Here is a 25,410-nt window from a genome sequence, read left to right as displayed (position 1 = left end):
CGGGTTAATTATTAATCGGTTAACTGGTAATTAAATTTTGTTAAGAAGCGCACTTTTTTGTTGGTTATGGCGGGCGAGAAAGGCCTGGAAAGCGCAGAGAGCTGCACCTCGTCATCACCTGAAAGGGGTATGTCGCGTGCGGAGCAGGATCAGGTCGGTATCGCGGGCAGGGGGCACAGGCGGGAGAAGAGCGTGATGGCGGGTGAGGTAGGGGGCGGCAAGAGCAATAAAAAGAGAGGCTTTCAAGCCTCTCCTGTCATCGCGTTCCGGTTTCGAGCGTGGGGCGGTCAGGGTTTATTGGCGACCAGCAAGACCTGATCCGGGTAGGCGCCAATGGAGCGAAGACCGATATCTCCCGAGGTAATATCCAGATACGCCCGCTGACCATTGGCGGAGGTTACCGTGCTGCTCATCAGATAGACATAACCCTCATTGACCTCTTTACCGCCCCCCGCCATGGCGCGCGGGAAAATGGCTTCATTGAGAGAGGGCTTGTAGCAGGCATGCTCGACCAGGGTCGCCAGCTCCTTGATGTCGGGCAGGCGCCACTGGCTGATACCGCCGAAGTGATAGAGAGCATGGCTGCTGTCACTGCGGATCCGCTCCGCCACTTGCAGCCCCTGCTGCCAGTAGTAAACGGTCGGTTCCCCCAGGCAACTGCTGCCACTCCATGTCTGTCCCAGTTTGCAGCGCATCCAGGTGAGGCCGGTTTGTTGATCCGTGACGGTGCCGTTGCCATGGTCAAGAAAACGGGCAGAGGGGGCGGTGCGATCCATGGTGTCATCACAGATGGCAGCACCGTGGGCCAGGGGGGCCATCAGTGCCAGCATGGCGAACGAAAAGCGATAAAGGCTCATGATATTCCTCGGGTTATTGGGGAGTGGCGACCAGTCGTACCTGCATCAGCTCGATATAGGTATCTTGCTGCACCAGCGCGGGATAGGTGGTGCCCGCATCTTCTCCCAGGAGCAGGACTGTGCGTTTGCTGATGGGACCACCGGAGAAGCGCTGAGCTGTGTTGCTGGTGGCGCTCCAGTAGTAGCCATGGTAGGTGTCATCTTCCGAGGGGGCGATATCCGGGAAGTAACGGGTATCCACGATGATGCGCTGACCCAGCGGGTCCTTGGCCAGGCTACCGTAGTGCATCAGTGACATCAGTTCACCCATGGTGGGCAGCCGCCACTGGCTGATGCCGCAGCGCTGCTCGCCATTGAGCCACTGCTGATACGCGCGGGTGGTCAGCATGGTGGTCAGCGCCTGTGCCCGGGCGAGGGCCGCCAGATCTCCTTCGGCGGTGAGCTGTTCGATCCTCTTATGAATATGCTGGTAGGCCGCTTGCTGCTCGCCTGCGGTCGCCTTGAACTGCTCATCCTCATAGGCAAAGGGTCTGCTTTTCCAGGCCGGACTCAAGGGATCGTCCGATTTGACCTCCCACACCAGACCGGTATTGAGATCCTTGACGCACTGCCAGCTCGGCGCGTTGTCAGGGAGCGCCTGACCGCGATCATCGAGTTTGCGATAGGCAAGCTGGGGACGAGTGCGATTCCAGCTGGCATCTTGTCCCGGATAGTCGTCGGGCTCCTGTTCCAGCAGCGGATCGTTGCCATCGCTGAAGGTGGTGACGCCGGTGACGGTCAGCAGGTTGCGTGGCTGCTGCTGCACCAGCAGGGTCAGTAGCTCGCTTTGGGTCTCTTCGGCAAACTGGCCGTTACGCTGCCACTCCTGAGCCAATTGCGCCAGCATCAGGCTGATGGCGCGATAGCTGGTGGTGAGCAACTGGGTCTCCTTGGCGGTGGCAAGGCGTGTGCGGGCCTGTTGCTGCAAGCTGATCGCCACCTGCTGTAGCGCCTGATCAAACTGGCCGAGACCTGCGAGGGCCGCGCGGTCGCTGCCCGGTTGCAGCGGCGCGAGATCGGCCAGCAGCTGCGTCAGTGCGCGATCGGCGGCCACCCCTTCGGCAATGCGGCTCTGCCATAGGGTGCTGAGAAGGGTCGGTTGCAGCCGTTGTGGGTCCCCTTTGGCGGCTGGGTGTGCCAGCAGAAGGCCTCCGCTCCTCGGTACGAACAGCAGGGGCGAGTTGACGATGTTGGCCGAACGGCTGACCAGGGCCACAGCTCCTTCGCCGGTGACGGCAGGGTCGGCAGGATCACATTGCCAGTTCTGATCCAGATCGGCGCACAGGGTACCGGCAGTCGGCAGGGCGACATCGACCCGGTAGTCCGGGATCGCCAGTGGTGCGTTATCTTCCCCGCCGCCACAGGCGCTGAGCAGGGCTGAGAGGGTTGCAATAACCAGTACGGATGGTTTCACTTCACATTCCTTGATTCGGTCACAGGTTCACGGGGGCGGTAACCCCCGCGGTACAGGATTCAACGGCGCGGGGTGCTCCGGCGCCAGAGGCGGGGCCAGAGGGTCAGCAACAGCAGCAGGGGGGAAGTCGTGCCGCCACCCCCTTCATCCTGCTCAAGGGGAATGATGCCGGTGTTGGGCAGGGCTTCATCCTTGTCGCAGCGGGCGCCGACTTGCTGGGCGACCCGCCAGTTGCGCAACTGACCGGTGTCACCGGCGCTGGTGTCGTTGATCTCCAGCAGCCAGCGGCCAGCGAGCGGTTCGCCGTGCAGCTTGTCTAGCGATTCGAACGGTACCAGTTCACGGGGAAACTCCCCCTTAAGCCGGGTATGACTGGCGTAGCCCTTGTTCCACAGGCTGATCCGGGTGCCGTAAGGGGAGGTGAGCCAGATCTCCAGCTGCTCCAGCTTGCTGTGCTCCAGATCGAGGGCAACCACGAATCCGCTGTCGATGCGGGCCTTGCTCTCGGGCAGGGTGAGAGTGAAGCGGGACAGGCCGTGCCGCTCATCGCTCACCGCATCCTTGATCTGGCCACCCTGACCGATGGCCCGCTGCCAGAGCGGTTCACCGATCGGCAGTTGCAGGTCAAGGCGGGTCTGGCGCTCGGTGGGGCTGGGCAGGGTGAGCTGGAACTGCAGCGGCAAGGTGACTGCCTCGCCACAGGTCAGGTTGCTCGCCGCTTCCAGCGGCAGGGTCCAGCGGGCGCTGCCATCGGCGTTGAGCTCTCCCTGCCAGTGACCGTCACCCATGAGCCCCTTGCTCGGGAGCAGGCTGGCGTCAGCCACGGTCAGGGGGCGGCCGCTCTGGTTGGTCAATTCGATGGCGAGGCTCTTTTTCTCCCCGGGCAACAGGTAGCTGTCATCGGCAAGGCGGGCCGCGATGGGCGTGGGCAGCAGGGCGTGGTGGCGGAAGGCCTGCTCCAGCAGCTTGCCATAACTGCGATCCGGATAGAGGCGGTTGGCGGTATCCACGGTGACCCGCGCCAGCTGGGGCATCCGCACCTGCGGGCCGAGGCCGAAGTGGGATTCAATCAGCAGGGTATCGAACTCGTCACGGGCTACCTCGCCATACTGTTCAACGGCCTGGCGCAGCGCGGTGAAGAGCGGGGTGCCCCACAGCTGGTCGCCGTTGCTGCCGTTGATGGTGAGGTGAGCCGGATAGAGGAAGCCCGGATGATAGCGCGCCCGCAGATCATCGAGCTGACGGGGCGTCCGGCCGCTGATCCTGGCATCCCAGTTGAAGACCATGAAAGGCTCGAACTGGCGGGCTTCGGGACTGCGCTGGCGCCAGCTGGCGGCCAGATAGTCGCTAAAGCCCTCGCCGATGGCGCCCCAGTCACCCTCTTCTCCCATGTCGGGCAGGATATGGTGCTGCACCGCATGGCCAAACTCGTGCCAGATCACCATGGGATCTTCCGCGTCGGGCACCCCTATCCGGCCAATTTCCAACCGGCGCAGGAAGGGGTCATAGAGGGAGTTGTCCTGCTCCCCGGCATCGGTATCGATGGCCAGGGGGCCGCCCATCAGCGTCGGGTAGCCAAGGGATTCCACATGGCGCTGGGCCAGATCCAGATGGTAGTAGCCATTGATATCGAGGAAGGCGGGCTGCTGGTGATCCAGCTGGAAGCCATCGGCATCAGGGCTGCTAAAGGGGGCAGTTTCCGGCTCCGTGCCATCCACGACCCGGGCGCGTGGGCCACTCAGCTGGTAGGTGTCATCCACCTTTTGTAGCGTGAGCGGCACGGTGCGATAGGCCCAGTTGTCCAGTACCAGATCGTGGCGCCACAGCAAATTGCCATCTTGCAGCTGAGTGCGTGGGTCGAGGGCAAAGATGCGGGCCTGCACCGTGGCCGCTTCCCCTGCCAGCGGTGCCGCTTCGGCACGGGTGTTGGCCTCTTGCAGCGTGCGCCCCAGCAGGGCGCTGCCATCGCAGGTGACAAACAGTTGCCAGTGGCTGCTCTTGCTGTTGCCCGGCTGGCTTTCCACCGCCAGCAGGCGCCAGGCGGGGGTCAGGGTGTCGCCATCCTGCCAGTACCAGGGCTGGGCTTCGTCACTGCCAGCGAATTGCCACACAGCGCCATCCAGCGTGGCGGTATAGGCATCCACCCCGGCGCGGCTTGCTTCATCACATGGAGCCGCCTGTGCCTGCATCAGCCGGGTATTGTGATAAAGGCGCCACGGGCGACCCTGCTCATCGAGACTGACGGCAGCCATGAGACCGGCGATCGGTGCGCCATTGAGCTGCTGGCGATAATGCAGATAGTGGCCCAGCTTGCCTTGGCGCTGGTAGGCTGGGGCATCACTCAGGGTGACGCCGAGCTGCTGTTCGAGCCAGAGGCGGGGATCGGCCGGGGCGTCCTGTTCGACAAAACGCAGTTCGGCGGCCTCGGTGGCAAAGCCAGCCAGCCCCAGCAAGAGGGCGGGCAACAGGGGTTTCATAGTGGTACTCCCAATCAGCGGCAGGGTCATTGGTTGATCCCCGCCAGATGCAACAAGAAGGCAAATTCACGAGCCCGATCGCCACCACCGGCGCGGTGGCCTCCCTCCAGTTCGGTCAGCAGCAGGTAGGGGCCGGAGCCCGTGCTGTGCTCCCGCAGGCGGGCCAGCCATTTGACCGGCTCCCAGTAGGGGACCTGGCTATCGTGCAGGGCGGTAGTGACCAGCAGGGGCGGGTAGGGGGCGCGGTGCAGGTTGTCGTAGGGGCTGATGCGACGCATCGCCTGATACTCTGCGGGCCTAGCCGGATTGCCCCACTCCTGGTACTCCTGACGGGTCAGGGGGAGGGCGGGATCGCTCATGGTGCCGAGCATATCGACGAAGGGAACCTGCAACACGGCGCCGCTAAAGAGCGTCGGTTGCTGGTTGAGGGCCGCAGCAACCAGCGTGCCCCCCGCGCTGCCCCCCATGGCAAACAGGGGCAGGGGAGCAGAGTCGGGCGACCAGTGGCGCAGGGTATTGCCGGCAGCAATAAAGTCGCTGATGCCGTTCTGCTTGTGTATGCCCCGTCCGTCGCGGGTCCACTGCTCCCCCAGCATGCCGCCGCCGCGCACATGGGCGATGGCGTAGACAAAGCCCCGATCCAGCAGGCTTAACAGCTCTTTCTGGTAGTAGGGGCGCATCGGCGTGCCATAGGCACCATAGCCGTAGAGCAGCACGGCGCGAGGGGCCAGATCCTTGCGCCACACCAGCGAGACAGGCACCCGGGTGCCATCGGCAGAGGTGATCCAGCGCCGCTCGCTCTGATAGGGCAATGCTTTATTGCCTGCGGTGTGCTGGTCGTTGATCCACTGGCCGCTGGTCAAATCCAGCCAGCGCTGGCCAGGGGGCTGGCTCAAGCCCTGACTGCGCACCAGAATGCGGTCGCTGGCCGGGTCATGTTCTCCTTGCAGCCAGCCGGTTCCTGCGCCACTGGCCAGCGGCAGGCGCTGGCGTTCATGGCCGTTGCGGTCGAGCAGGGCGAGCCAATCCTCCCCCTGCTGGCGAAACTGCACCACCAGATGGCGATCAAACAGTCGCCACTTCTCGGGATCGCCGAGATCCTCCCCTTTGGCGGGCCACAGGCGCTGCCACTCACCGAGCGGCGTGTTGGCTGAGTAGAGGGCAAATGCCCCCTCCCGGTTGCTCTTGATCACCCAGCCAGACTGGCTGTCCAGATAGTATTCCACCCCGCGCTGGCGGGGTTTGATCTGCTGCGGCTTGTCCGAGTCGAGCAGGTACTGCTCCGAGCTGTCGTGGTTGTTGCCCTGCAACACCAGATGCTGGCCATCCGTGGTGCGATAGAGGCTGAGCAGCCAGGCGGGATCCTGCTCCTCATAGAGAGTCTGCTCCTGGCCATCCTGCCAGCCGCGCAACTGCCAGGGGCGTAGGGTGTAACGCTCGTTGGCGATGGTGTAGAGGGTGCGACCATCTTGTGACCAGGCGAGATCAGCGCTGCGCTGCGCCAAACTGGCCAGCGCCTTGCCGCTTTGGAGATCGAGCAGGGTGACCTGATAGTCGAGATCGCCGCGCCTGTCTTCGGCGATGGCCAGTGTGAGGTTATCCGGGCTCAGTGCCCAGCCGCCCGCTTCGTAATAGCCCTCAACCGCTCTGGCGGGAAGCCGCTGCTGCACCTTGCCCCCGTGGCGTTGCCAGAGTGAGCCATCCGGACGCAGCTGCCATGCCTGATCGCCGCGGACAAGCCAGTTGTCCGGTACGGGTTCACCCGCCGGATGACGGGCAAATTCGGCGCGCAAGGTTGCTTCCAGCGGCTGCTGCGCGGCGAGTTGCTGCTCGCTCCAGTGATTTTGCTGCTTGAGCAGGGCGAGAATGGCCGGGTTGCTGCGGCTCTCGTCCCGCAACCAGAAGTAGGGATCCTGGCGTACGGGATTGCCTGAAATCAGGTGCGATTGGGACGGGATCGGCGGTGGCAGGGCCTCTTGCGCCCACGCCAACGGGGCGGCCAACAGGGCTGCCATGATTGCATGATGTTTCATCACATCCCCACGAAACGGTAGCTGAGGCTGGCTGACAGGTAGCGGCCGCTCTGGCTGTAGAGGGAGGTATCGCTGCCAGCCGGAATTCCGGCCACATCCTGATAGCGGACGTAGCGGGTATCGAGCAGGTTGCCGATGGTGGCATTGACCTTGAGCGCCTCGGTGATCTGCCAGTCGCCGGTGAGATCCAGGCTGAACCAGCCTGCGCTGCTCTGGCAGGCTCCGTTGTAGCCAGTCTGCGCATTGGCGCACTGGGGCACCTTGGTCATGGCGGCGGCATAGTTGCCACTGAGCTCAACCCCCCAGTCGAGCTGTTGCCAGCGCAGGGTGGTGTTGCCTTCCAGCGGTGTCTGGGTGCGCAGCGGCTCACCGCGGTGATCCTTGCCATCCATCCAGGCCAGATTGGTCGAAAGCTCCCACTCGTCGCTCAGCCAGAGGCTGGCGGCCAGCTCGGCGCCCCAGGTTTCTGCTTTGGCAACGTTGCGATATTGGCGCAGGAAGACACCGTCATCGAGGCGAAAACCGGTCTGGCGCCAGTCGATGAAGTTGTAGTAGCGGTTGTAGAAAACGGCCGGTTTGACGCTCCAGTTGTCGCTTTGGCCATTCACTCCCCACTCCAGACTGTGGCTGGTCTCCTCCTTGAGGTTGGGGTTGGCAATGATCTCGAACGGCGGCATGGCAAAGTAGTGAGGAATGTTGCCGTAAACCTGATCGTAAGCGGGAGCGCGGAAGCCGTTGGCATAGCTGAGCCAGCTGCGCCATGTTTCGTTGAAGCGGTAACTGGCCGCCACACTGGGGGAGATGTGATCGCTGTGGTTCTCGGCCAGATTGCTGTCCGGTGCGCGCAGGCGCTGGCGGTCAAAGCGCAGGGTCGGCGTAAACTGCCAGCTGCCCAGATCGATCACATCGCTCAGCCAGATGCCATCGCGGCGGGTCTCGGCCTTGCTGAAGGGAGCTTTCTGTCCCTGGGTGGTGATGCCATCTTCCAGTGTCAGATTGCTGACCGGCCGCTCGTGGTTGGCCTGCTCCAGCTCCACACCGTAGCTGAAGGTGTGATCCAGCGAGCCGGTGCTCAGCTTGCTCTGCAGCTCCAGCTCACTGCCAAGGCGCAGCTCCTCGAACGTGGAGAGGGTGCGCTGGCTGCGATATCTGGGATAGCCGCTCAGGGCATCGTTGCGCAGCAGCTGGCGCTGGTTGGCCTCGTTGCGTGACTGGTTGCCAAACAGGCTCCAGTTGAGGGTATCGACCATGCCCAGGTTGCTGGCCTCCCAGCTGAACTTGCCGCCCTGGGTGCGCTGATCGCCATCTTCCTGAAAACCGACCACGTCCCAGCTGCCATCGGGTTGGGGCACCGCTTTGGGCCCCATCTGGCGTTTGGCGTGATCCTCGTAATAGTCCAGCTCCAGCCGCAGAGCGTGATGGGCATTGAGGGGGAGGCGGCTGCTGGTGGAGGCACTCATGCCATCCAAATCAGCCGGAATGCGGTTCTCCTCAAAGTTGGCGGTTTCGTTGCCACGCCAGCCGGAGAGGCGCAACAGATGTTCGCTCTCCAGTGCCCGCACCGCGCCGGTCATGCTGAGCTTCTTCTTGTTGCTGTCGCCACCGTAGAGGGTTTTGGCCGCCAGATAGCTATCTTGCTGTTGCAGATAATCTTCTGGCTGCTTGGTATTCATCACCACGGTGCCGCCGATGGCATCGGAGCCATGCAGGGAGGAGCCCGCCCCCTTGGCCACCTCAATCTGTTTGATGTCATCGAGATCGAAGTTGAAGCGACCCACCTTGTCATTGATGTTGTCGGCGCCAAAGCCGTCACTGACGCGCACCCCATCCTTGATCAGCAGGATACGGTTGCCACCGATGCCGCGCACGCTGATGTTTTGCGGTCGCCCGGCAGAGCCGGTGACCGAGACACCGGGGATCTTGCGAAACACATGAGTCAGCTCGCTGGCGACCTGACGGTCCAGCTCTTCCTGGGTGATGACGGTGATGGAGCCGGAGACATCGGAGAGTTTCTGTTGTACCCGTTGCCCGGTGACAATGATGGTGTCGTCGCTGCGAGCCTTCTCCACAGGGGGAAGATCGGCCGCGCCAGCGGAGGCACAAAGGAGTGCCGGCCATGCCTGAAGCAGTTTGTTCATAATGATAATTGTTTTTATTTAAGCCTGAGGGGCGGCATTATTGCAGAGGCCTGACCACTTGACAATAAATGGCAATCATTATCATTAAGATCTTATGATGTTGATATTATTGAGCTATTTGTTTTTAAAAAGAGGCTCCCACGCGAGGCAGGAGCGGGGGGATCAGGGCTTGAGCAGTTGCAGCGACTCTTCTGCGGCCTTGCCTTGAGAGAGGGTGATATCGACCCGGCGATTCGCCTGGCGATGTTCAGGGGTGTCATTGGCAAAGCGGGGTTGAGTGTCGGCAACCCCCTGAGCGATGACTCGTCTGGCATCCAGCTGGGGGTTGGTCAGCATGGTCTGCACGATGGAAGAGGCCCGCAGCACCGAGAGCTCCCAGTTATTGCGATAGAGCTCCACCGGCGCCTGGGAGTTGTCGGTATGACCGGTGACCACTACCTGCCCCGGGATATTGGCCAGAATGCCGGCGATCTTATGGACCAGCGGGACGAACTGAGGCTGCAGGAACGCCGAATCGGAGGGGAACAGCGCTTTCTCGCCGATACGGATCACCAGCTGACTACCGAGCTGCTCGACCTCCAGATCCTTCGATTCGATCTGGGCCTTGAGCTGTTGCTCCAGCTTCTGCTTGGTCACCTGCACCCACTCCTGCTCCTGGGTCTTGTGGGGCCAGGATTCGGTGGCGCTCGGCTTTTCCGAGGCACCTATGGTCTCGTTGAATGGATCCGATGCCGCCATGGGGGCATCTTTCTCCAGCACAGTCTCTTCTTTCGGGCTGCTTGGCGTGGTCTTCGATTCCGGTTCAAGAATCCCTGTGCCCCCCTGCATCAAGGGTGAGCCGGCAGGCGGGGAGATGAGGCCGATTTTACCCAGCGACTCGATAAAGCCCTGGATAAGCACCCGGGTTTCGGACTGCTTGGCCATGGCAAAGGAGTAGAGCACCACAAACAGGGCGAACAGCAATGTCATGAAGTCGGCATAGGAGACCAGCCAGCGTTCGTGGTTCTCCGGCGCTTCAGCCTTTTTCTTTTTCGCCACCATGGCCTCCCAGATAAGGTTCGAGGGTCACTTGCAGGCGTGCTTGGGACTCGCCATCCACGATGCAGAGAATGCCGGTCAGAGTCATCTCCTTGTAGTGGCGGATCTGGTGGGCAAACCCCTTGTAGCGGTTGCCGAACGGCAAGAAGATCAGGTTGGCGGCGGATACCCCGTAGATGGTGGCGATAAAAGCCACCGCGATGGCGCCACCCAGCTTGTCGGGGGCATCCAGCAGACCCATGGCGTGGATCAGGCCAAATACCGCGCCGACGATCCCCATGGTCGGGCAGTAGCCTCCCATGGCTTCATAGAATTTGACCGTCTGTTCGAGATCTTCCTGTTCAAATTCGATCTCGTTCTCCAGCACCTCGTGGATTTTGTTCTTCTCGTAGCCATCGACCATCATCTGCACCCCTTTCTTCAGGAAGGGATCCTTGATCTCCTCGATCATCCCTTCCAGCGCCAGCATGCCGCTGCGGCGAGCATTGCCTGCCAGGGTCTCCAGCAACTGGGCCTGTTCCAGCATGTCGAGTTTGAGGGGAGAGAGCAGCCATTTGAAACGCTTCATGGTGCTACCGACGACAGAGAAGGGGAACTGGGTCAGCGCAGCGCCTATGGTGCCGCCGATCACGATGAGGAATGCGGGCAGATCGAGCAGTGCACTGGGGTGACCACCCTCGATCATGTTGCCGCCAAGGATGGCGATCAACGCCAGCACCAAGCCAATCAAGCTCATTTTTTACACGTCCCTGTATGTTGATAATGGCTAGTGTAGCTAGTTAAGTATCAGTTTTTCAAAATGATATCCAATCGCTGAGCAATTAATCGGCGTGGTATGTGGCTGCGGGTGTCGCGCACAAAGCGGGGAGAGGCAAACGTTGTTATGGCATCAGTGGCGAGAGACTGACTAAGAGCGAAACAGTCTGCGGCTACTATAGTGCGCAATCATCCAGAGCCGGGAATCCATGAAGCACAATAAAGAGCTTCTCCTCTCGGGACCATATCCTGGTGATTAGGTGACGTCATCATCAAGAAGGCGACCATCAGGTCGCCTTCTTGTTTCGTATTTTGCATTATATGGCTCGATGTCAGAGGGGCGATCAGAGCACCATGGCTGCAATCCAGCCGAAGATCACCAGCGGGATGTTGTAGTGAATAAAGGTGGGCACCACGCTGTCCCAGATATGGTCGTGCTGGCCATCGGCGTTGAGGCCGGATGTCGGGCCCAGGGTAGAGTCGGAGGCCGGTGACCCCGCATCCCCCAGCGCGCCAGCGGTACCGACCAGCGCGATGATCGCCATCGGTGAGAAGCCGAGCTGCAGACAGAGCGGCACATAGATGGTGGCGATGATGGGCACGGTGGAGAAGGAGGAGCCGATCCCCATGGTGATGAGCAGGCCCACCAGCAGCATCAGGAAGGCGGCGATCCCCTTGTGCTGGCCGATGCCGGAGGCGACCACCTCTACCAGAGAGTCGACCCCGTGGGTTGCCTTCATCACCGCGGCAAAACCGGCGGCGGAGATCATGATGAAGCCGATCAGCGACATCATGCGCACCCCCTGGGTGAAAGCATCCTGGCTTTCGCGAAACTTGATGACGCCGCCGCAGGTGAAGATGACAAAACCGGCCAGCGCACCCAGTACGATGCTGTTGGTCATCAACTGCAGCCCCAGTGCTACACCAATGGCCAGCAGGGCCACCCAGATATGAGTGAGGTTGAGCTCGACCGCTTCGGGCTCGGCATCCAGGATCTTGGCCAGATCGTACTGGCGCGGTTTGCGATAGCTGATGAATACCGCAATCAGCAGGCCCAGTACCATACCGGCAACCGGAATGGCCATCGCCAGCGGGATCTGGCTGGTGGTGATGGGCACGCCGTTATCGATCAGGTTCTTGGCCAGAATGTTGTTCAGGAAGATGCCGCCAAAGCCGACCGGCAGCACCATATAGGTGGCGGTCAGGCCAAAGGTGATGACACAGGCCACCTGACGACGGTCGATCTGCATCTGCGCCATTACATGCAGCAGCGGCGGGATCAGAATGGGAATAAAGGCGATATGAACCGGGATCAGGTTCTGGGACGAGATGGCCACGGCCAGCACGGAAGAGAGCAGCAGGGTTTTAACCCACATGATGCGGGTCGAGCTGGCATCCTTGCCCAACTGGCTGATCACCTTGCGGGCCAGCAGGTCGGTGATCCCGGAGCGGGAGATGGCAACCGCAAAGGCGCCCAGCATGGCGTAGGAGAGAGCAATCTCGGCGCCACCGCCCAGGCCACCGCTGAAGGTGGTGAGGGTATCGGTCAACGACAGCCCGCCCACCAGGCCGCCAGCAATGGCCCCCAGCGCCAGCGAGACCACCACATTGATCCGCAGCAGACTGAGCACCAGCATCAGCCCGACTGCGATAACAACAGGATTCATTTGATTTCCTTATAGTTTGTTATTGCTGTCTGTCATATGAAGGGGGGTTAGTTTGCGAAAAATGTGACAAATGTCGAGTAAAAAATCGGTCAAGCCGGCCATATCACTGCTGCTTGTGGCGCCGGGTTGATCAACATGAGGCTTTCCGACCTGTTTGTCTCCATAGATCGCATACATAACGGTTGATAGTGATTATCGGTGCGCTGTGCGTTCAAACCCGTTTCGCAAAAAGCGAAGGCTGCCAGTGGCAGCCTTCATTTGTTTATGTCTGCACGTCGTCATCGGCAGGGGTATCCGGTGTGTCGTCATCCGGATACGCTGGCGGCCAGCCCCCCATGCTCTTCCAGCGGTTGACGATATGACAGAACAGCTCGGTGGTGCGCTCGGTGTCATAGAGGGCAGAGTGCGCCTCTTTATTGTCAAACGGGATGCGGGCGCTCTGGCACGCTTTGGCCAGCACGGTCTGACCCAGCGCAAGCCCGGAGAGGGCGGCGGTGTCGAAGGTGGCAAACGGGTGGAACGGATTGCGCTTGAGGCCTGCTCGTTCGGCGGCGGCCATCACGAAGCCGTGATCGAAGGTGGCGTTGTGGGCCACTATGATGGCGCGGCCGCAATCCTGTTCCTTCATCCCCTTGCGGATCCCCTTGAAGATCTCGGTCAATGCCTCTTTTTCCGAGACTGCGCCACGCAACGGGTTGTAGGGGTCTATGCCGGTGAACTCCAGCGCGGCCTTTTCCAGATTGGCCCCTTCGAAGGGCTCGACATGAAAGTGGAACACCTGGTCGGGAACGAGCCAGCCCTGCTCATCCATTTTCAGGGTGTAAGCCGCGATTTCGAGCAAAGCATCGGTCTTGGCGTTGAACCCGGCTGTTTCAACATCGATGACGACGGGGTAAAAACCACGGAAACGGCCCTTGAGGGTATGAACTGCGTCGGTCATGGGATCTCGGTCGGGATAAAATGAGGCGGCATTATGGCAAAAAAGCGTTGGCTTGTCCTCCCATCCCACGCAGGAAGCCTGTGCAAGATGGCGCTGGATTCAATATCTGTGCAGCCACCAGCGGGCGGCGATCAGCGCCGTGACAGTGCCAAGCAGGGCGCTGGCCAGCACATCCACCGGCCAGTGCATCCCCATTACCATGCGCGACAGACCAACCCCCAGGGCCCACAGTGGCAGTAGCCAGACGCCCGTGGGGGCGCGGGCCAGCCAGATGAGGCCAAAGAATTGGGCCAGGCTGATGGCGGCGATACTGTGGCCAGAGGGGAAGGCGTAATTCACCTCCTTTTGCCAGTGGTGGCCGAGCCACTCTGGCAGGGCCAGCAACTGACTGGCCGCATGCACCTGCTCACTGCGTACATCGACGCTACTGGCGTAGAAGCTTTTAATGGCCGGGATCAGCCCCTGACTCTCCAGCCAGAGCAGGTAGGGTCTGGGCTCTTCGGTCAGGTGTTTGACCAGGCTCTTGATCACCCAGTCGCTGGCAAGCAGGGCCGCCAGTGCACACCCCAGCGCAATGAAGGAGGCCCACTCCAGTTTGAGTTTGTAGCGGGTCAGTAGCAGCAAGAGGGCGCCACTGACCCCGATCCCGGGAATATCGACCATGCGGGTCAGGGCGTATGACCACCATAACCAGCCTGAATGCAGGGAGTCGATCAGAAAAGGCTGCCAGGGCAGCGTAGTGAGCAACAGCAGCGGCAGGATCAATAGGGCGCTAAACCCGAGCACCTGACTGCGCGTGAGTGATGGGACTGGGGCTGAGAGCGATGATGAGTGTGGCGGCATGGCTAGTATGGGCTATCGCAAAATGAGGAGGCATTGTGCCATCGGGGCATGTACAGACCAAGCCGAGCCGAGGGTTTGTTACCTCTGCTTACACATTTGTAGCGAAATATTCTGTTTGAACAGTCGGATCGAGCCGTCACCGCGCAATGGATGCCGATTCTCTGCCGATTGCATCACAGGCTGAAATCTCGGGCGGCTTTGCGCTAGAATGGCGCCCCCGTGGCGGTTGTGACCAAAGAGAGCCCGATGAAGATAGTCGTTGATGAGAATATGCCCCATGCCGTTGAGCTGTTTGCCGAATTTGGCGAGGTAGTCGCCTTGCCCGGACGGCAGATGCAGGCTAGCGATCTGCTGGATGCTGATGTGCTGCTGGTGCGTTCGGTCACCCGCGTCAACGGCGATTTGCTGGCAACCAGCCCCAAACTCGGGTTTGTCGGCACCGCCACCATCGGCACCGACCATGTGGACAAGGCCCTGCTGGCAAGTCGCAATATTCCCTTCTTCAGCGCCCCCGGTTGCAACAAGTACTCGGTGGGGGATTATGTACTCTCGGCTCTGCTGGTACTGGCGGAGCGTTACGAGCTCGACCTCTCGGCGATGACGCTGGCGGTGATTGGCGCGGGCAATACCGGTGAGTGCGTGGCTGGCAAGGCCCAAGCGCTCGGCATGAAGGTGCTGCGCTGTGATCCGCCCAAGGCGCGGGATAATCCGGATGCGGGTTTTGTCGACTATCAGACCGCTCTTGACGCCGATATTGTCAGCTTTCACGTACCCATTACCCGTGAAGGGCCGGATGCCACCTACCATCTGCTGGATGCAGAACAGATAGCTGTCCGTCCTGCCGGGCAGATCCTGATCAACGCATCCCGCGGTGAGGTGTGGGATAACCGGGCCCTGCTGGCACGCCAGTTGAGCGATGCGCCGTTGCGACTGGTGATGGATGTGTGGGAGAACGAGCCCGAGCCACTGGCAGCGCTGGTGCCCCATACCGAGATTGCCACCCCTCATATCGCCGGTTACAGCCTGGATGGGAAGGCGCGTGGCACCTGGATGCTCTATCAGGCGCTCTGCCAGCAGCTGGGGCGCGAGCCTCGTCAGGATTTGAGTCAGCTGTTGCCAGCTCCCGATGTGCAGGCAGTGGTGCCGGGCCGCATACCGGATCAGGCGCTGATCAAGCAGCTGGTGCATCTGGTCTATGACGTGCGCCGCGATGATGCCCGTTTTCGGGTACGACTCGGCCAGTCCGGCAGCTTTGACGAGCAGCGCAAACACTATCCCGAGCGCCGTGAACTGTCCTCCCTGCAGATTGAGGGGGCCTTTGCCTGTCAGGCGCTCGGCGCCTTGGGATTTGCGCTGTCACGCTCCTGAACAGGGGGCAAACTGTTGGAAGATAACGGGAAGAGGTGAGCCGTACTGGCCATACTGAAACCATTTTTTACTGAGTTGGCGCAGATCCTGCTGCGCCAACTCAGCTATATCAGGCAGCGTCATCTCGCAGCGCGAGAGTCTGCCGACCATGGTGCCAGTCGGCGCCATTGCAGCATTATCAGAGGAGAACAGAATGAGCCAGCAGTTTAACGTAGCGGTATTGGGTGCCAGCGGCGCCGTGGGTCAGGCGATGATCGAGATCCTGGAAGAGCGCGAATTTCCGGTAGCGACCCTCTATCCGCTGGCTTCCAGCCGCAGTGCCGGTGATACCGTGCGTTTTGGCGGCAAGAACCTCGAGATCCTCGATGTGGAGGAGTTTGACTGGAGCCAGGTGCAGATCGCACTCTTCTCCGCCGGTGCCGAGGCATCTGCCAAGTGGGCACCGATTGCTGCCGAGCACGGCTGCATCGTTATCGACAATACCTCCTGCTTCCGCTATGACGAAGATATCCCGCTGGTGATCCCGGAAGTGAACCCGGATGCGCTGGCCGATTTTCGCAATCGCAACATCATCGCCAACCCCAATTGCTCCACTATCCAGATGTTGGTGGCCTTGAAGCCGCTGCATGACGAAGTGGGCATTGCCCGTATCAATGTTGCCACCTATCAATCCGTGTCCGGCTCGGGCAAAGAGGGGATCAGCGAGCTGGCGGGACAGACCGCTCATCTGCTCAACGGTCGTCCGGTAGAACCGACCCTCTATCCGCAGCAGATCGCCTTTAACCTGATCCCGCAGATCGACAACTTCACCGACAACGGCTACACCCGTGAAGAGATGAAGATGGTGTGGGAGACCCAGAAGATCCTCGGCGATGCCAGCATTGCCGTGAATCCGACTTGCGTGCGGGTGCCGGTCTTCTACGGCCACGCCGAGGCGGTACATGTCGAACTGCACCAGCCGCTCGATGCCGAACAGGTCAAGGACCTGCTGCGCAATGCACCGGGCGTGACCCTGTTTGATGACGAAGGGGACTATCCGACCCCGGTGCGTGATGCCACCGGCAAGGATGAGGTGCTGGTCGGTCGGGTGCGCCAGGATATTTCTCATCCGAGTGGTATCAATATGTGGATCGTGGCCGATAACGTTCGTAAGGGCGCGGCAACCAACAGTGTACAGATTGCCGAGCTGCTGGTTCGCGACTATCTGTAAGGCTGGAGAGATGTCACAGATGCGCAGCAGGGAGTGCTGCGCATCCGGCCTGTGATCAAACCGGGGTGTGACCCATGCCGCACTCCGTTACATCAAGATTCTGTTGCGATATCAACTGATTAAGTTTTTTCCTACACTCAGAGTCAAGTCGGGTGCTAAATGTGTCGGACTACTGGCTTGCGACGCGAGCCTGATTTATATTGAACCGACTGTTTTGGGGTAACTATCCAGATTTTTCAATGTGATAGGGCCGTCATACGAAGGAACGAATATGGGACATTCCCGCATAACATTGGCAACGCTTTTCGCATTGGGTCTGCTGGGCAACGTCCAGGCTGAAGATTCGGCGCGGGAGCCTTTTTTTGTCGAGCTAAAAGGCCCTGACGAGCCCGTACCTCCCGCCGTCAATACCCAACCGCTGGCGCAGCCGGTCGCCAGACCCGTTGCGCAACCGGTACGTGCAACCGCCCAGCCTGTGGTTCGTCAGGTCACGGCCAATGCCGGTAGTTATGGCCCTGTTCGTCCAACCGATACCCTCTGGAGTCTGGCGAGCAAATACCGCCCCTCCAGTAATGTCAGCGTCTACCAGACCATGGTAGCGATCTACGAGAAAAACCCCCGCAGTTTTGCCGATGGCAACATCAACCACATTCTGGTGGGGTCCCGCATTTTGCTGCCGACCGTGGCCGAAGCGAGCGTCATCACCGATGCCCAGGCGCGAGCCAGATTCCGCAGTGACAACGCCAGCTGGAAGGGGCTGAGTCCCAAGTATCTCGCCGAGAAGCAGGCCCATGGTGCCAAACCGGCGGCCAAGCCCGTGAAGGTTGAGACTGCCAAAGCCGAACCGGTGAAAACCGCGCCAGCTCCGTTGCCTGCGGCAAAAGCGGCCCCCATTCCTGCTCCTGTTGTAGCACCGCAACCGTCTGCTGAAACCAAAGATGTTGTCAAGGCGAGCGAGCCCGCGTCAAAAGAGGCGGTGGCCCCAGTCCCGGCGACGAGCGCCGCAGCAAACACCACACCGGCGCCTCTGCCTTCCGATCTTGAAAAACCGGTGGGCAAACCGGCCACCGAGATGGCGTTGGCACTGGAAGATGCCAACGCCCAGCTCGGTCAGGTGACCGAGATGAACCACAGGCTCAAACTGCGCCTGCAATCCCTGACCGAAGAGGTCGAGACCCTCAAGGCCCAGTTGCAGGATCAGACAGCGCTGCAAAAAGAGCTAGCCGAGTTGAAGGCCAGACCTGTCCCCCCCGTGGTGGCAGAGCCTGAACCCAAGCAGCACTGGCTGATGGAGCTACTATCCTCGCCGCTCAATCTCGCCATGATCATCCTGTTGCCGGTGCTGCTGGTATTGGCGCTGGTGACCCTGTGGCTGCGGGCTCGGGCTCGTCGCGAGCTGGAGGAGCAGGAGAAGAGCCTCTCCGAATCCACCGCCATGATGATGGATCAGGAGCAGAGCGAGTTCGATGATCTGTTAAGCGTCGATTTGACTGATAACGAGCCGGTGCGCCCGATGCCGGATCTCAATACTCCTGATGGTTTTATGCCGGTCGAGCCCGATGCGTCAGCTAAAAAGCCGGATGTTGACTTGGTCTTCAGCGACGATGGCGAGATAGATCTGCAAGGTTTCGAGCCGGAGCGAATGGCTGCCCAGCCAACCAGCCGCGACCCTGATCTGGTTCCGGATCTCGATCTCTCGCTGGATGAGCCTGTCGCGTTGGCCAATGAACCCGACATGGATCTGGCCAGCGAGTTCAACCCCAAGTCCAGGGGGGCTGATGAGCTCATGAGTGAAGAGGAGCTGCAGGCAGCCCTGTTTGCCGAGCTTGATGCGGATCTTTCGGCTGATCTGGAACCGGAGTTGAGTGCAAGCAGCAAGAGTTCGGCTGCTGATGATCTGGCCAGTTTTGATCTGGGTGATTTTGAACACGAGGTGGATGAACCGGCTGCGGGCGAGGGCAACAATGCCATCGACTTGAGCGTGGATGGTTCGGCTGATGATATGTTGGCCGAGTTGGGGCTTGAGTCAACCAAAGGCAAGGAGACCGAGCTGGATCTGGAGTGGGATCCCAATGAACTGGCGCTCTCCGATTTTGAGGATGCCTTTACCGAAGTGGAGTCTCATCCGGCAGATGTGCAGCCGCGTGAGCAAGCGCAGGAGAGCGGCTACGTCGAGATCGACAAGCTGCTGGCCGATGCCGATGCCAGCACCACTGAGCAGGAGCCTTATCAGGGCTTCTCGCTGGATGTGGGGCTCGATGGCTTCCCCGAGGTGCTGCCGGAATCCACCGGGTTTGACGTGGATGCCGACGACGGTGGTGTGGGAGCCAAGCTGGATCTGGCCCGCGCCTACCTCGAGATTGATGACAAGGACAGCGCCCGCGAATTGCTGCAAGAGGCGGCAGCGCAGGGAACTGATCATCAGCGTGCCGAGGCTGAGAAACTGCTCAAACGGCTGGGATGAGTCACCTTCCATAACGAGATGAGCATGACGAGGGCAGCCAGTGGGCTGCCCTCTTCTTTATGGTGATGTTTGATGGGGTTGAGGCCAGGCATGCCAGCCAATTGTGCGCTTTATGGGACTTTTCTAGCTGAGCGCGTATAATCCGCCCCGTTTCTTTCACTGCGTTTCACAACAAGACAAGTTTATCCATGCGAATTGCCCTAGGTATTGAATATGACGGCAGCCGGTATTTCGGCTGGCAGCGTCAGCGTGAAGTGATCAGCGTGCAGGAGGAGTTGGAGAAGGCCATCAGCCGGATCGCCAACCACCCTGTTTCCATCCAGTGTGCCGGACGCACCGATGCCGGTGTCCATGCGACCGGCCAGGTGATCCACTTCGATACCGAGGCGAACCGTGCCGAAGGTGCCTGGACCCTGGGGCTCAACTCCAACCTGCCGCCTGATATCGCCGTGCGCTGGGTCAAGGAGGTGGACGACACGTTCCACGCCCGCTTCAGTGCCACCGCTCGTCGCTACCGCTATGTCATCTACAACCACAACTTCCGTCCGGCGATCCTGGGCAGTGGCGTCAGTCATTATCACGAGACCATTGATGCCGAGTTGATGCACCAGGCGGGCCAGAGCCTGATCGGGGAGCACGACTTCAGCACCTTCCGTGCCGTCGCCTGCCAATCCAACACCCCGTGGCGCAATGTGACCCATCTGTGTGTCAGCCGCTCCGGCCCCTACATCGTGCTCGACATCAAGGCCAACGCCTTCCTGCACCATATGGTGCGCAACATCACCGGCTCCCTGCTGCTGGTGGGGCAGGGGCTCAAACCGGTGGAGTGGATTGCCGAGGTGCTGGCTGCCAAGGATCGCAATCTGGCCGGGCCGACCGCCAAGGCCGGTGGCCTCTATCTGGTCGACGTGGATTACCCGGCCGAGTTTGCTCTGCCACAGTTGCCGCTCGGCCCGCTGTGGCTGCCGGACTCGGCACCGGGTACGACCAGTTTTTAGTAACTGCGCCCGAAAAATTGTGGTTTAATGACCCGTCATTTGTTGCCATCGAGCTATTAAGTCATTGAACAATCTAGGCTCGATGCGTTTTGTCAGGCACAAAAGCATTAAGGAATTCCATGAGCTGGCTTGAGAAGATTCTTCCCAAGAGCAAGATCACTGCACCCCGTCGTCACAACATTCCGGAAGGGGTGTGGACCAAGTGCAGTGCTTGTGAACAGGTGCTCTACCGGGCAGAGTTGGAGCGCAACCTCGAAGTGTGCCCCAAGTGTGATCATCATATGCGCATCAGCGCTCGCGCCCGTCTCGAGAGTTTCCTCGACGAGCAGGGTCGTACCGAGATCGGTGCCGAGCTGGAGCCGCAGGATGTACTGAAATTCAAGGATTCCAAGCGCTACAAGGATCGTTTGTCTGCCGCCCAGAAAGCGACAGGAGAAAAAGATGCGCTGGTGGTAATGAAAGGGACCCTCAAAGGAGTGCCGGTTGTCGCCTGTTCCTTTGAGTTCTCCTTTATCGGTGGCTCCATGTCCTCCGTGGTCGGTGCCCGCTTCGTGCGCGCCGTCGAGGAGTGCATCAAGGAGGGCCGCGGTCTGGTCTGTTTCTCCACTTCTGGTGGTGCCCGCATGCAGGAAGCCCTCTTCTCCCTGATGCAGATGGCCAAGACCAGTGCGGCGCTGGACAGACTCTCCAAGGCTGGCCTGCCCTTTATCTCTGTACTGACCGACCCCACCATGGGGGGGGTCTCCGCAAGTCTGGCGATGCTGGGTGACATCAACGTGGGCGAGCCCAAGGCGCTCATCGGTTTTGCCGGCCCTCGGGTTATCGAGCAGACCGTACGCGAGAAACTGCCGGAAGGCTTCCAGCGTTCCGAGTTTCTGCTGGAGAAGGGTGCCATCGACCTGATTATCGATCGTCGCGACATGCGTAACCGTCTGGCCAGCCTGCTCGCCAAAATGCTGAATACTCACGTCATCGAAGAGTGAAGATGAGTTCAAACATGCAACAATCCCAAAGCCGGTCGCTTGTCGACTGGCTTTCTTATTTGGAGCAGATCCATCCGGTCAATATCGACATGGGACTGGATCGGGTCGGTGCCGTTGCCCGCCGCATGGAGCTTACCCAACTGCCGTTCAAGGTGGTCACGGTGGCGGGCACCAACGGCAAGGGCTCCAGCTGTGCCATGGCGGCCAGCATTCTGATGGCCGCAGGCTATAAGGTCGGCGTTTACTCCTCGCCCCATCTGCTGCACTTTACCGAGCGAGTGCGGGTGAACGGGCAGGAGCTGCCCGACAGCGACCACTGCGCCGCCTTTGCCGAGGTGGAAGCGGCTCGCGGCGAAATTGCCCTTACCTTCTTCGAGTTCGCGACGCTGGCTGGGCTGTGGCTGTTCCGCCGCGCCGCGCCCGATGTGCTGCTGCTGGAGGTGGGGTTGGGTGGCCGGCTCGATGCCACCAATGTGGTGGAGTCCGATGTGGCGATGATCACCTCCATTGCCCTCGATCACTGCGACTGGCTGGGTGATACCCGTGAAGCCGTGGCGGTGGAGAAGGCTGGGGTCTATCGCGCCGGCAAACCCGCCATCAGCGGTGAGCCCAATCCACCTGCGACTATCGCGAGCGAAGCACAGCGTCTTGGTGCCAACCTGCGTCAGGTCGGTATCGATTTTCGTGGCGATGAGCGCGAGAGCGGTTGGGATTATCTGGGCCTCAACCAGTGGCGGGATCTGCCCAAACCGGCGCTGCCGCTGATGAATGCAGTGACTGTGCTGGCGGCGCTGGAATCGCTCGGCTTGCCGCTGCCGGAGTCTGCCATTCGTGACGGGCTGGCCAATGCCCGGCTGGCTGGCCGGATGCAGCAGCTGCAAAGCGCGCCGCTGGTGATCGTCGATGTGGCCCACAATCCCCATTCGGCAGCTTATCTGGCAGCGCAATTGCGCAAAATGCCCTGCTCGGGTGTGCGCCGCGCCGTGGTCGGCATGCTCAAAGACAAGGACATGGCGGGATCCCTTGCCGAACTCGATGGCCTGATTGGCGAGTGGTATCTAGCCAGTCTCACCGGCCCGCGCGCCGCCACCGCAACGCAGCTGGCTGCCGCGCTGGGGGGGGGGAAGGGGCCTGCCAGGGAGTTTGATGATGTCAGCGCCGCTTATCAGGCAGCGTTGGCCGCATCGAGTCCGGACGATATGGTCATTGTGTTTGGTTCGTTTTACACTGTCGCCGACATTCTGGCGGGTGTCGCCGTCTAGGCCACACCCCGGCTCCCCAGCCCTCGGGCGGGGAGCCAAATCGCATATTGAGTTACGTAAAGGTAGGATTCAACTTGGCCTCGAAGTTTCAAAACCGTCTGGTGGGCACCGTCATCCTGGTGGCCCTGGTTGTTATTTTCCTGCCGGACTTGCTGGATGGTCATAAGCTGGCGCAAAAGGAGGAGGCTTTTGCCAAGATCCCGCTGCGCCCCGAGCTGGAGCCTGCCAAGCCTGCGCTGCAGGTCTCGGCAGCCAGCACCTTGCCGGCCGATCATCTGGCCAGCCAGCAACAGGCCTCTGCGGCCCAGCAGTGGCAAGTGGAAGAGGTGGCGGACCCCATGACCCTCGCCGGTCAGGGCAGCGGCGCACAGCCGGCTACAACCCCTGCGGCACCGGTACAGTCGCAACCGAATGCCCAACCCAAGCCACAGCCCAAGCCGGAAGTGGTGGCCAAAAAACCGGTCGAACCGCCCAAGCCAGCACCCAAGCCGACACCAGCCAAACCGGTTGAAGTGGCCAAGGCTCCTACGCCAGCCAAACCGCAGGCTGGTCAGATCAAGTCCCTCGACGATCTGATTGAAAGCAAGATGAATCAGCCGACCACACCTGCACCCGCTGCCGCGCCAGCGCAGGGTAGCTGGATCCTCCAGCTTGGCGCCTTCAAGAACGTCGACAGCGTCAATGCGCTGGTGAGCAAGCTGCGTGCAGCGGGCTACTCTGCCCACACCTCGCCGCGCACACCGGTGCAGGGGCAGCTCAACCGGGTCTTTATCGGGCCGGATGTCTCCAAGGCCAAACTGCAGGGGATGCAGGGACGGATCTCTCAGATGACCGGCCTCAGTGGCTCGGTGGTCTCCTACAACCCGTAACGGCGTTGCCGCGGGCTAGACCCTCTGCTATCAACACCGCGCCCCGTGCGCGGTGTTTTTTTTATCTGGCTGTCGTGATTTTTAAGGTCGGCGTCGTACAGGACACCACCCGGTTGGGATTTGCTGGCAGTTGGGGTAGTCTGGGGCCTTCTGCTACTCACAGGAGTTCAAGATGATCCTCTCGACAACCCCCACGCTGGAAGGCAAAACCATTCGTGAATACCGCGGTATCGTGGTTGGCGAAGCCATTCTCGGCGCCAACATTTTCAAGGATCTCTTTGCCGGGATCCGCGACATCATCGGCGGCCGCTCCGGCGCCTATGAAAAAGAGCTGGCTCGCGCCCGCGACATCGCCTTCGATGAGCTGAAAGAGCGTGCCGCCGCCCTTGGTGCCAATGCGGTGGTCGGTATCGATATCGACTACGAGGTGGTGGGGCAAAATGGCAGCATGCTGATGGTCAGCATCAGTGGCACCGCCGTGCTGGTGTGATGCGCCAAGCAAGGGTTGCCGACAACTGCCGTCGCAGGCAGGGTCACGGATAAAGTGCCGGCTGCCCAAGGGCCGACAACCCGGTTGTCTGCCCTTCTCGTTTATTGATCAATTTCTGCCGTTGCCATACCAGTCGAGCTGGTCGGCCAGAGTGACCACCGAGCCGATGATGATGAGACTCGGGCTCTTCACCTGACGGGCCAGTTCGGCCAACTGCTGCAGCTCGCCGCGCACCACTTGCTGACTGAGCTGGGTTCCCTGTTCCACCAGCGCCACCGGGGTGTGATCGGGCATGCCATGGGTCTGCAGCTCATCCTGAATGCGGCCGGCATGGGCCAGCCCCATGTAGAAGACCAGGGTCTGATGAGGGGCGGCCAGTGCCGACCACTCCTGGGCGATATTGCCCTCTTTGTCATGGCCGGTGATGAACTGCACCCGTTGGGCATGGTCGCGGTGGGTGAGGGGAATGCCGCTGTAGGCAGCGCAGCCCGATGCGGCCGTGATGCCAGGCACCACCGAGAAGGGGATGCCCGCCTCGGCCAGGGTCTCCAGCTCCTCGCCGCCCCGGCCAAATATAAAGGGATCGCCTCCCTTGAGCCGCACCACCTGCTTGCCCCGTCGGGCCTGATCCAGCAACAACTGGTTGATCGCCTGCTGGGGCACACAGTGGCGGCCCGCCTCCTTGCCAACAAAGATCCGCTCGGCATCCCGGCGAACAAGCGCCAACACCTCCTGCGAGACCAGCCGGTCATAGACCACCACATCCGCCAGCTGCAACTGCTGCAGACCGCTCAGGGTGAGCAGCCCCGCATCGCCGGGGCCTGCGCCCACCAGGGTTACGCTTCCCTTGCTCTGCGGTTGCTCATCGAGTAGCTCGGCGACGCTCTGCTCGGCGGCCTGCTGCTGGCCGCGGGCCAGTTGGCATGCCAGTCGCTCATGGCTAAAGAGCCGCTCCCAGAAACGGCGGCGGGCCAGTTTGTCAGGAATGGCCTTGACCCGCTCACGCAGCTTGCCCGCCAGGGTAGCGAGTTGGCCGAGGTGTTGCGGCAGCATGGCTTCGAGTTTTTCCCGCAGCTGGCGGCTCAGTACCGGCGCCGCGCCTGCGCTGGAGATGGCCACCATCAGCGGCGAGCGGTCGATGATGGCGGGCATGATGGCGCTGCAGTAGGCCGGAGAGTCCACCACGTTGCAGAAGATTTGGCGCAGGTTCGCCTCATGAAAGACCTGCAGGTTGACCTCTTGTTGGTTGGTGGCGGCGATCACCAGCCACTTGCCATCGAGCAGTTCGGGGTGAAAGTCGGCGGCGCAGACGGTCAGGCGACCCTGCTCGGCCCAGCTCATCAGTTGGGGTTCCAGGTGCGGGGCATTGATGGTGATCTTCGCCTTGGCATCGAGCAGCAGGCGCGCTTTGCGCACCGCCACCTCACCGCCGCCAACGATAAGCACAGGCTTGTTTTGCAGCTGACAAAAGAGAGGGAGAAAGTCCATAACAGGCTCCGGATGTTGGCCCGTTCGCAATGCCGCGTCGGGCTAGATAGCAGGGCGCGTCGTGACGCGCCCGGGA

19 protein-coding genes are annotated in these 25,410 nt (G+C 60.9%); 8 read left to right on the top strand and 11 right to left on the bottom strand.

Translation table 11 applies throughout. The features are described from left to right. Positions 1-287: 287 nt before the first annotated feature. The 10 genes from G5367_RS02500 to G5367_RS02455 form a co-directional block, all read right to left on the bottom strand. The gene (locus G5367_RS02500; RefSeq protein ID WP_270817114.1) at positions 288-857 is read right to left on the bottom strand and encodes a DUF1566 domain-containing protein; all 570 of its coding nucleotides are present in this window, start codon (positions 855-857) and stop codon (positions 288-290) included. A 13-nt stretch (positions 858-870) separates the two neighbouring features. Continuing rightward, complete coding sequence (locus tag G5367_RS02495) at positions 871-2,310, bottom strand: DUF1566 domain-containing protein (protein WP_421249190.1); 1,440 nt, start codon at positions 2,308-2,310, stop codon at positions 871-873. A gap of 59 nt (positions 2,311-2,369) precedes the next feature. Further along, positions 2,370-4,817, bottom strand: coding sequence for a proprotein convertase P-domain-containing protein (locus G5367_RS02490; protein WP_421293813.1), 2,448 nt, complete (start codon positions 4,815-4,817; stop codon positions 2,370-2,372). Next, positions 4,814-6,820, bottom strand: coding sequence for a prolyl oligopeptidase family serine peptidase (locus G5367_RS02485; protein ID WP_421293812.1), 2,007 nt, complete (start codon positions 6,818-6,820; stop codon positions 4,814-4,816). The genes G5367_RS02490 and G5367_RS02485 overlap by 4 nt, the downstream gene beginning before the upstream one ends. Beyond that, on the bottom strand, positions 6,820-8,958 hold the full coding sequence (locus G5367_RS02480; RefSeq protein WP_421293811.1) for a TonB-dependent hemoglobin/transferrin/lactoferrin family receptor: 2,139 nt from the start codon (positions 8,956-8,958) through the stop codon (positions 6,820-6,822). The genes G5367_RS02485 and G5367_RS02480 overlap by 1 nt, the downstream gene beginning before the upstream one ends. A 162-nt stretch (positions 8,959-9,120) precedes the next feature. Continuing rightward, positions 9,121-9,999: a flagellar motor protein MotB gene (locus G5367_RS02475; RefSeq protein ID WP_421243733.1), complete on the bottom strand. Its 879-nt coding sequence runs from the start codon at positions 9,997-9,999 to the stop codon at positions 9,121-9,123. Continuing rightward, positions 9,974-10,732: a flagellar motor protein gene (locus G5367_RS02470; protein ID WP_335843154.1), complete on the bottom strand. Its 759-nt coding sequence runs from the start codon at positions 10,730-10,732 to the stop codon at positions 9,974-9,976. The genes G5367_RS02475 and G5367_RS02470 overlap by 26 nt, the downstream gene beginning before the upstream one ends. Positions 10,733-11,096: 364 nt before the next feature. Then, positions 11,097-12,419, bottom strand: a complete 1,323-nt coding sequence (locus tag G5367_RS02465) for a Na+/H+ antiporter family protein (RefSeq protein ID WP_421243732.1) — start codon at positions 12,417-12,419, stop codon at positions 11,097-11,099. A gap of 262 nt (positions 12,420-12,681) precedes the next feature. Then, positions 12,682-13,359 carry a ribonuclease T gene (gene rnt, locus G5367_RS02460; protein ID WP_005344934.1) on the bottom strand — a complete coding sequence of 226 codons (678 nt, stop codon included), beginning with the start codon at positions 13,357-13,359 and terminating at the stop codon, positions 12,682-12,684. Between the two features lie 99 nt (positions 13,360-13,458). After that, a complete protein-coding gene (locus tag G5367_RS02455; protein WP_216978582.1) occupies positions 13,459-14,202 on the bottom strand; it encodes a phosphatase PAP2 family protein in 744 nt (247 codons plus the stop codon). A gap of 246 nt (positions 14,203-14,448) precedes the next feature. On the opposite strand from G5367_RS02455, the gene G5367_RS02450 reads away from it, so the two are divergent. The 8 genes from G5367_RS02450 (at position 14,449) to G5367_RS02415 (ending at position 23,846) form a co-directional block, all read left to right on the top strand. Further along, complete coding sequence (locus G5367_RS02450) at positions 14,449-15,570, top strand: 4-phosphoerythronate dehydrogenase (protein WP_421243731.1); 1,122 nt, start codon at positions 14,449-14,451, stop codon at positions 15,568-15,570. 193 nt (positions 15,571-15,763) lie between these two features. Next, the gene (locus tag G5367_RS02445; RefSeq protein ID WP_216978584.1) at positions 15,764-16,780 is read left to right on the top strand and encodes an aspartate-semialdehyde dehydrogenase; all 1,017 of its coding nucleotides are present in this window, start codon (positions 15,764-15,766) and stop codon (positions 16,778-16,780) included. Between the two features lie 271 nt (positions 16,781-17,051). After that, the gene (locus G5367_RS02440; protein ID WP_216978585.1) at positions 17,052-19,244 is read left to right on the top strand and encodes a FimV/HubP family polar landmark protein; all 2,193 of its coding nucleotides are present in this window, start codon (positions 17,052-17,054) and stop codon (positions 19,242-19,244) included. A gap of 188 nt (positions 19,245-19,432) precedes the next feature. After that, positions 19,433-20,242 (top strand): tRNA pseudouridine(38-40) synthase TruA, encoded by an 810-nt coding sequence (gene truA, locus G5367_RS02435; RefSeq protein ID WP_421243730.1) that lies wholly within the window; start codon positions 19,433-19,435, stop codon positions 20,240-20,242. 119 nt (positions 20,243-20,361) lie between these two features. Next, positions 20,362-21,225 carry an acetyl-CoA carboxylase, carboxyltransferase subunit beta gene (gene accD, locus G5367_RS02430; RefSeq protein ID WP_005344944.1) on the top strand — a complete coding sequence of 288 codons (864 nt, stop codon included), beginning with the start codon at positions 20,362-20,364 and terminating at the stop codon, positions 21,223-21,225. Positions 21,226-21,227: 2 nt separating this feature from the next. Then, positions 21,228-22,487, top strand: a complete 1,260-nt coding sequence (gene folC, locus G5367_RS02425; RefSeq protein WP_337072092.1) for a bifunctional tetrahydrofolate synthase/dihydrofolate synthase — start codon at positions 21,228-21,230, stop codon at positions 22,485-22,487. A gap of 74 nt (positions 22,488-22,561) precedes the next feature. Beyond that, positions 22,562-23,356, top strand: coding sequence for a cell division protein DedD (dedD, locus tag G5367_RS02420; RefSeq protein ID WP_337072093.1), 795 nt, complete (start codon positions 22,562-22,564; stop codon positions 23,354-23,356). A 172-nt stretch (positions 23,357-23,528) separates the two neighbouring features. Next, on the top strand, positions 23,529-23,846 hold the full coding sequence (locus G5367_RS02415) for a heavy metal-binding domain-containing protein (protein WP_216953896.1): 318 nt from the start codon (positions 23,529-23,531) through the stop codon (positions 23,844-23,846). Between the two features lie 108 nt (positions 23,847-23,954). Here G5367_RS02415 and cysG read toward each other — a convergent pair whose 3' ends face one another. Further along, the gene (cysG, locus tag G5367_RS02410; protein WP_421243729.1) at positions 23,955-25,334 is read right to left on the bottom strand and encodes a siroheme synthase CysG; all 1,380 of its coding nucleotides are present in this window, start codon (positions 25,332-25,334) and stop codon (positions 23,955-23,957) included. Positions 25,335-25,410: the final 76 nt, after the last annotated feature.

The organism is Aeromonas sp. 604282 (genome assembly GCF_049170575.1).
GTDB classification, from domain to species: domain Bacteria; phylum Pseudomonadota; class Gammaproteobacteria; order Enterobacterales; family Aeromonadaceae; genus Aeromonas; species Aeromonas veronii_A.
Note: the sequence above shows the minus strand (reverse complement) of the source record. Positions and strands in the feature narration are given on the sequence as shown.

What these genes read in the sequence shown, in the direction of transcription:
- G5367_RS02475 (WP_421243733.1), bottom strand. Translation starts at nt 9,999, where the DNA reads ATGGTGGCGAAAAAGAAAAAGGCTGAAGCGCCGGAGAACCACGAACGC.
- G5367_RS02445 (WP_216978584.1), top strand. Translation starts at nt 15,764, where the DNA reads ATGAGCCAGCAGTTTAACGTAGCGGTATTGGGTGCCAGCGGCGCCGTG.
- G5367_RS02450 (WP_421243731.1), top strand. Translation starts at nt 14,449, where the DNA reads ATGAAGATAGTCGTTGATGAGAATATGCCCCATGCCGTTGAGCTGTTT.
- truA (WP_421243730.1), top strand. Translation starts at nt 19,433, where the DNA reads ATGCGAATTGCCCTAGGTATTGAATATGACGGCAGCCGGTATTTCGGC.
- G5367_RS02455 (WP_216978582.1), bottom strand. Translation starts at nt 14,202, where the DNA reads ATGCCGCCACACTCATCATCGCTCTCAGCCCCAGTCCCATCACTCACG.
- rnt (WP_005344934.1), bottom strand. Translation starts at nt 13,359, where the DNA reads ATGACCGACGCAGTTCATACCCTCAAGGGCCGTTTCCGTGGTTTTTAC.
- G5367_RS02500 (WP_270817114.1), bottom strand. Translation starts at nt 857, where the DNA reads ATGAGCCTTTATCGCTTTTCGTTCGCCATGCTGGCACTGATGGCCCCC.
- G5367_RS02415 (WP_216953896.1), top strand. Translation starts at nt 23,529, where the DNA reads ATGATCCTCTCGACAACCCCCACGCTGGAAGGCAAAACCATTCGTGAA.
- accD (WP_005344944.1), top strand. Translation starts at nt 20,362, where the DNA reads ATGAGCTGGCTTGAGAAGATTCTTCCCAAGAGCAAGATCACTGCACCC.
- G5367_RS02490 (WP_421293813.1), bottom strand. Translation starts at nt 4,817, where the DNA reads ATGACCCTGCCGCTGATTGGGAGTACCACTATGAAACCCCTGTTGCCC.
- G5367_RS02465 (WP_421243732.1), bottom strand. Translation starts at nt 12,419, where the DNA reads ATGAATCCTGTTGTTATCGCAGTCGGGCTGATGCTGGTGCTCAGTCTG.
- G5367_RS02480 (WP_421293811.1), bottom strand. Translation starts at nt 8,958, where the DNA reads ATGAACAAACTGCTTCAGGCATGGCCGGCACTCCTTTGTGCCTCCGCT.
- G5367_RS02470 (WP_335843154.1), bottom strand. Translation starts at nt 10,732, where the DNA reads ATGAGCTTGATTGGCTTGGTGCTGGCGTTGATCGCCATCCTTGGCGGC.
- folC (WP_337072092.1), top strand. Translation starts at nt 21,228, where the DNA reads ATGAGTTCAAACATGCAACAATCCCAAAGCCGGTCGCTTGTCGACTGG.
- G5367_RS02440 (WP_216978585.1), top strand. Translation starts at nt 17,052, where the DNA reads ATGGGACATTCCCGCATAACATTGGCAACGCTTTTCGCATTGGGTCTG.
- G5367_RS02485 (WP_421293812.1), bottom strand. Translation starts at nt 6,820, where the DNA reads ATGAAACATCATGCAATCATGGCAGCCCTGTTGGCCGCCCCGTTGGCG.
- cysG (WP_421243729.1), bottom strand. Translation starts at nt 25,334, where the DNA reads ATGGACTTTCTCCCTCTCTTTTGTCAGCTGCAAAACAAGCCTGTGCTT.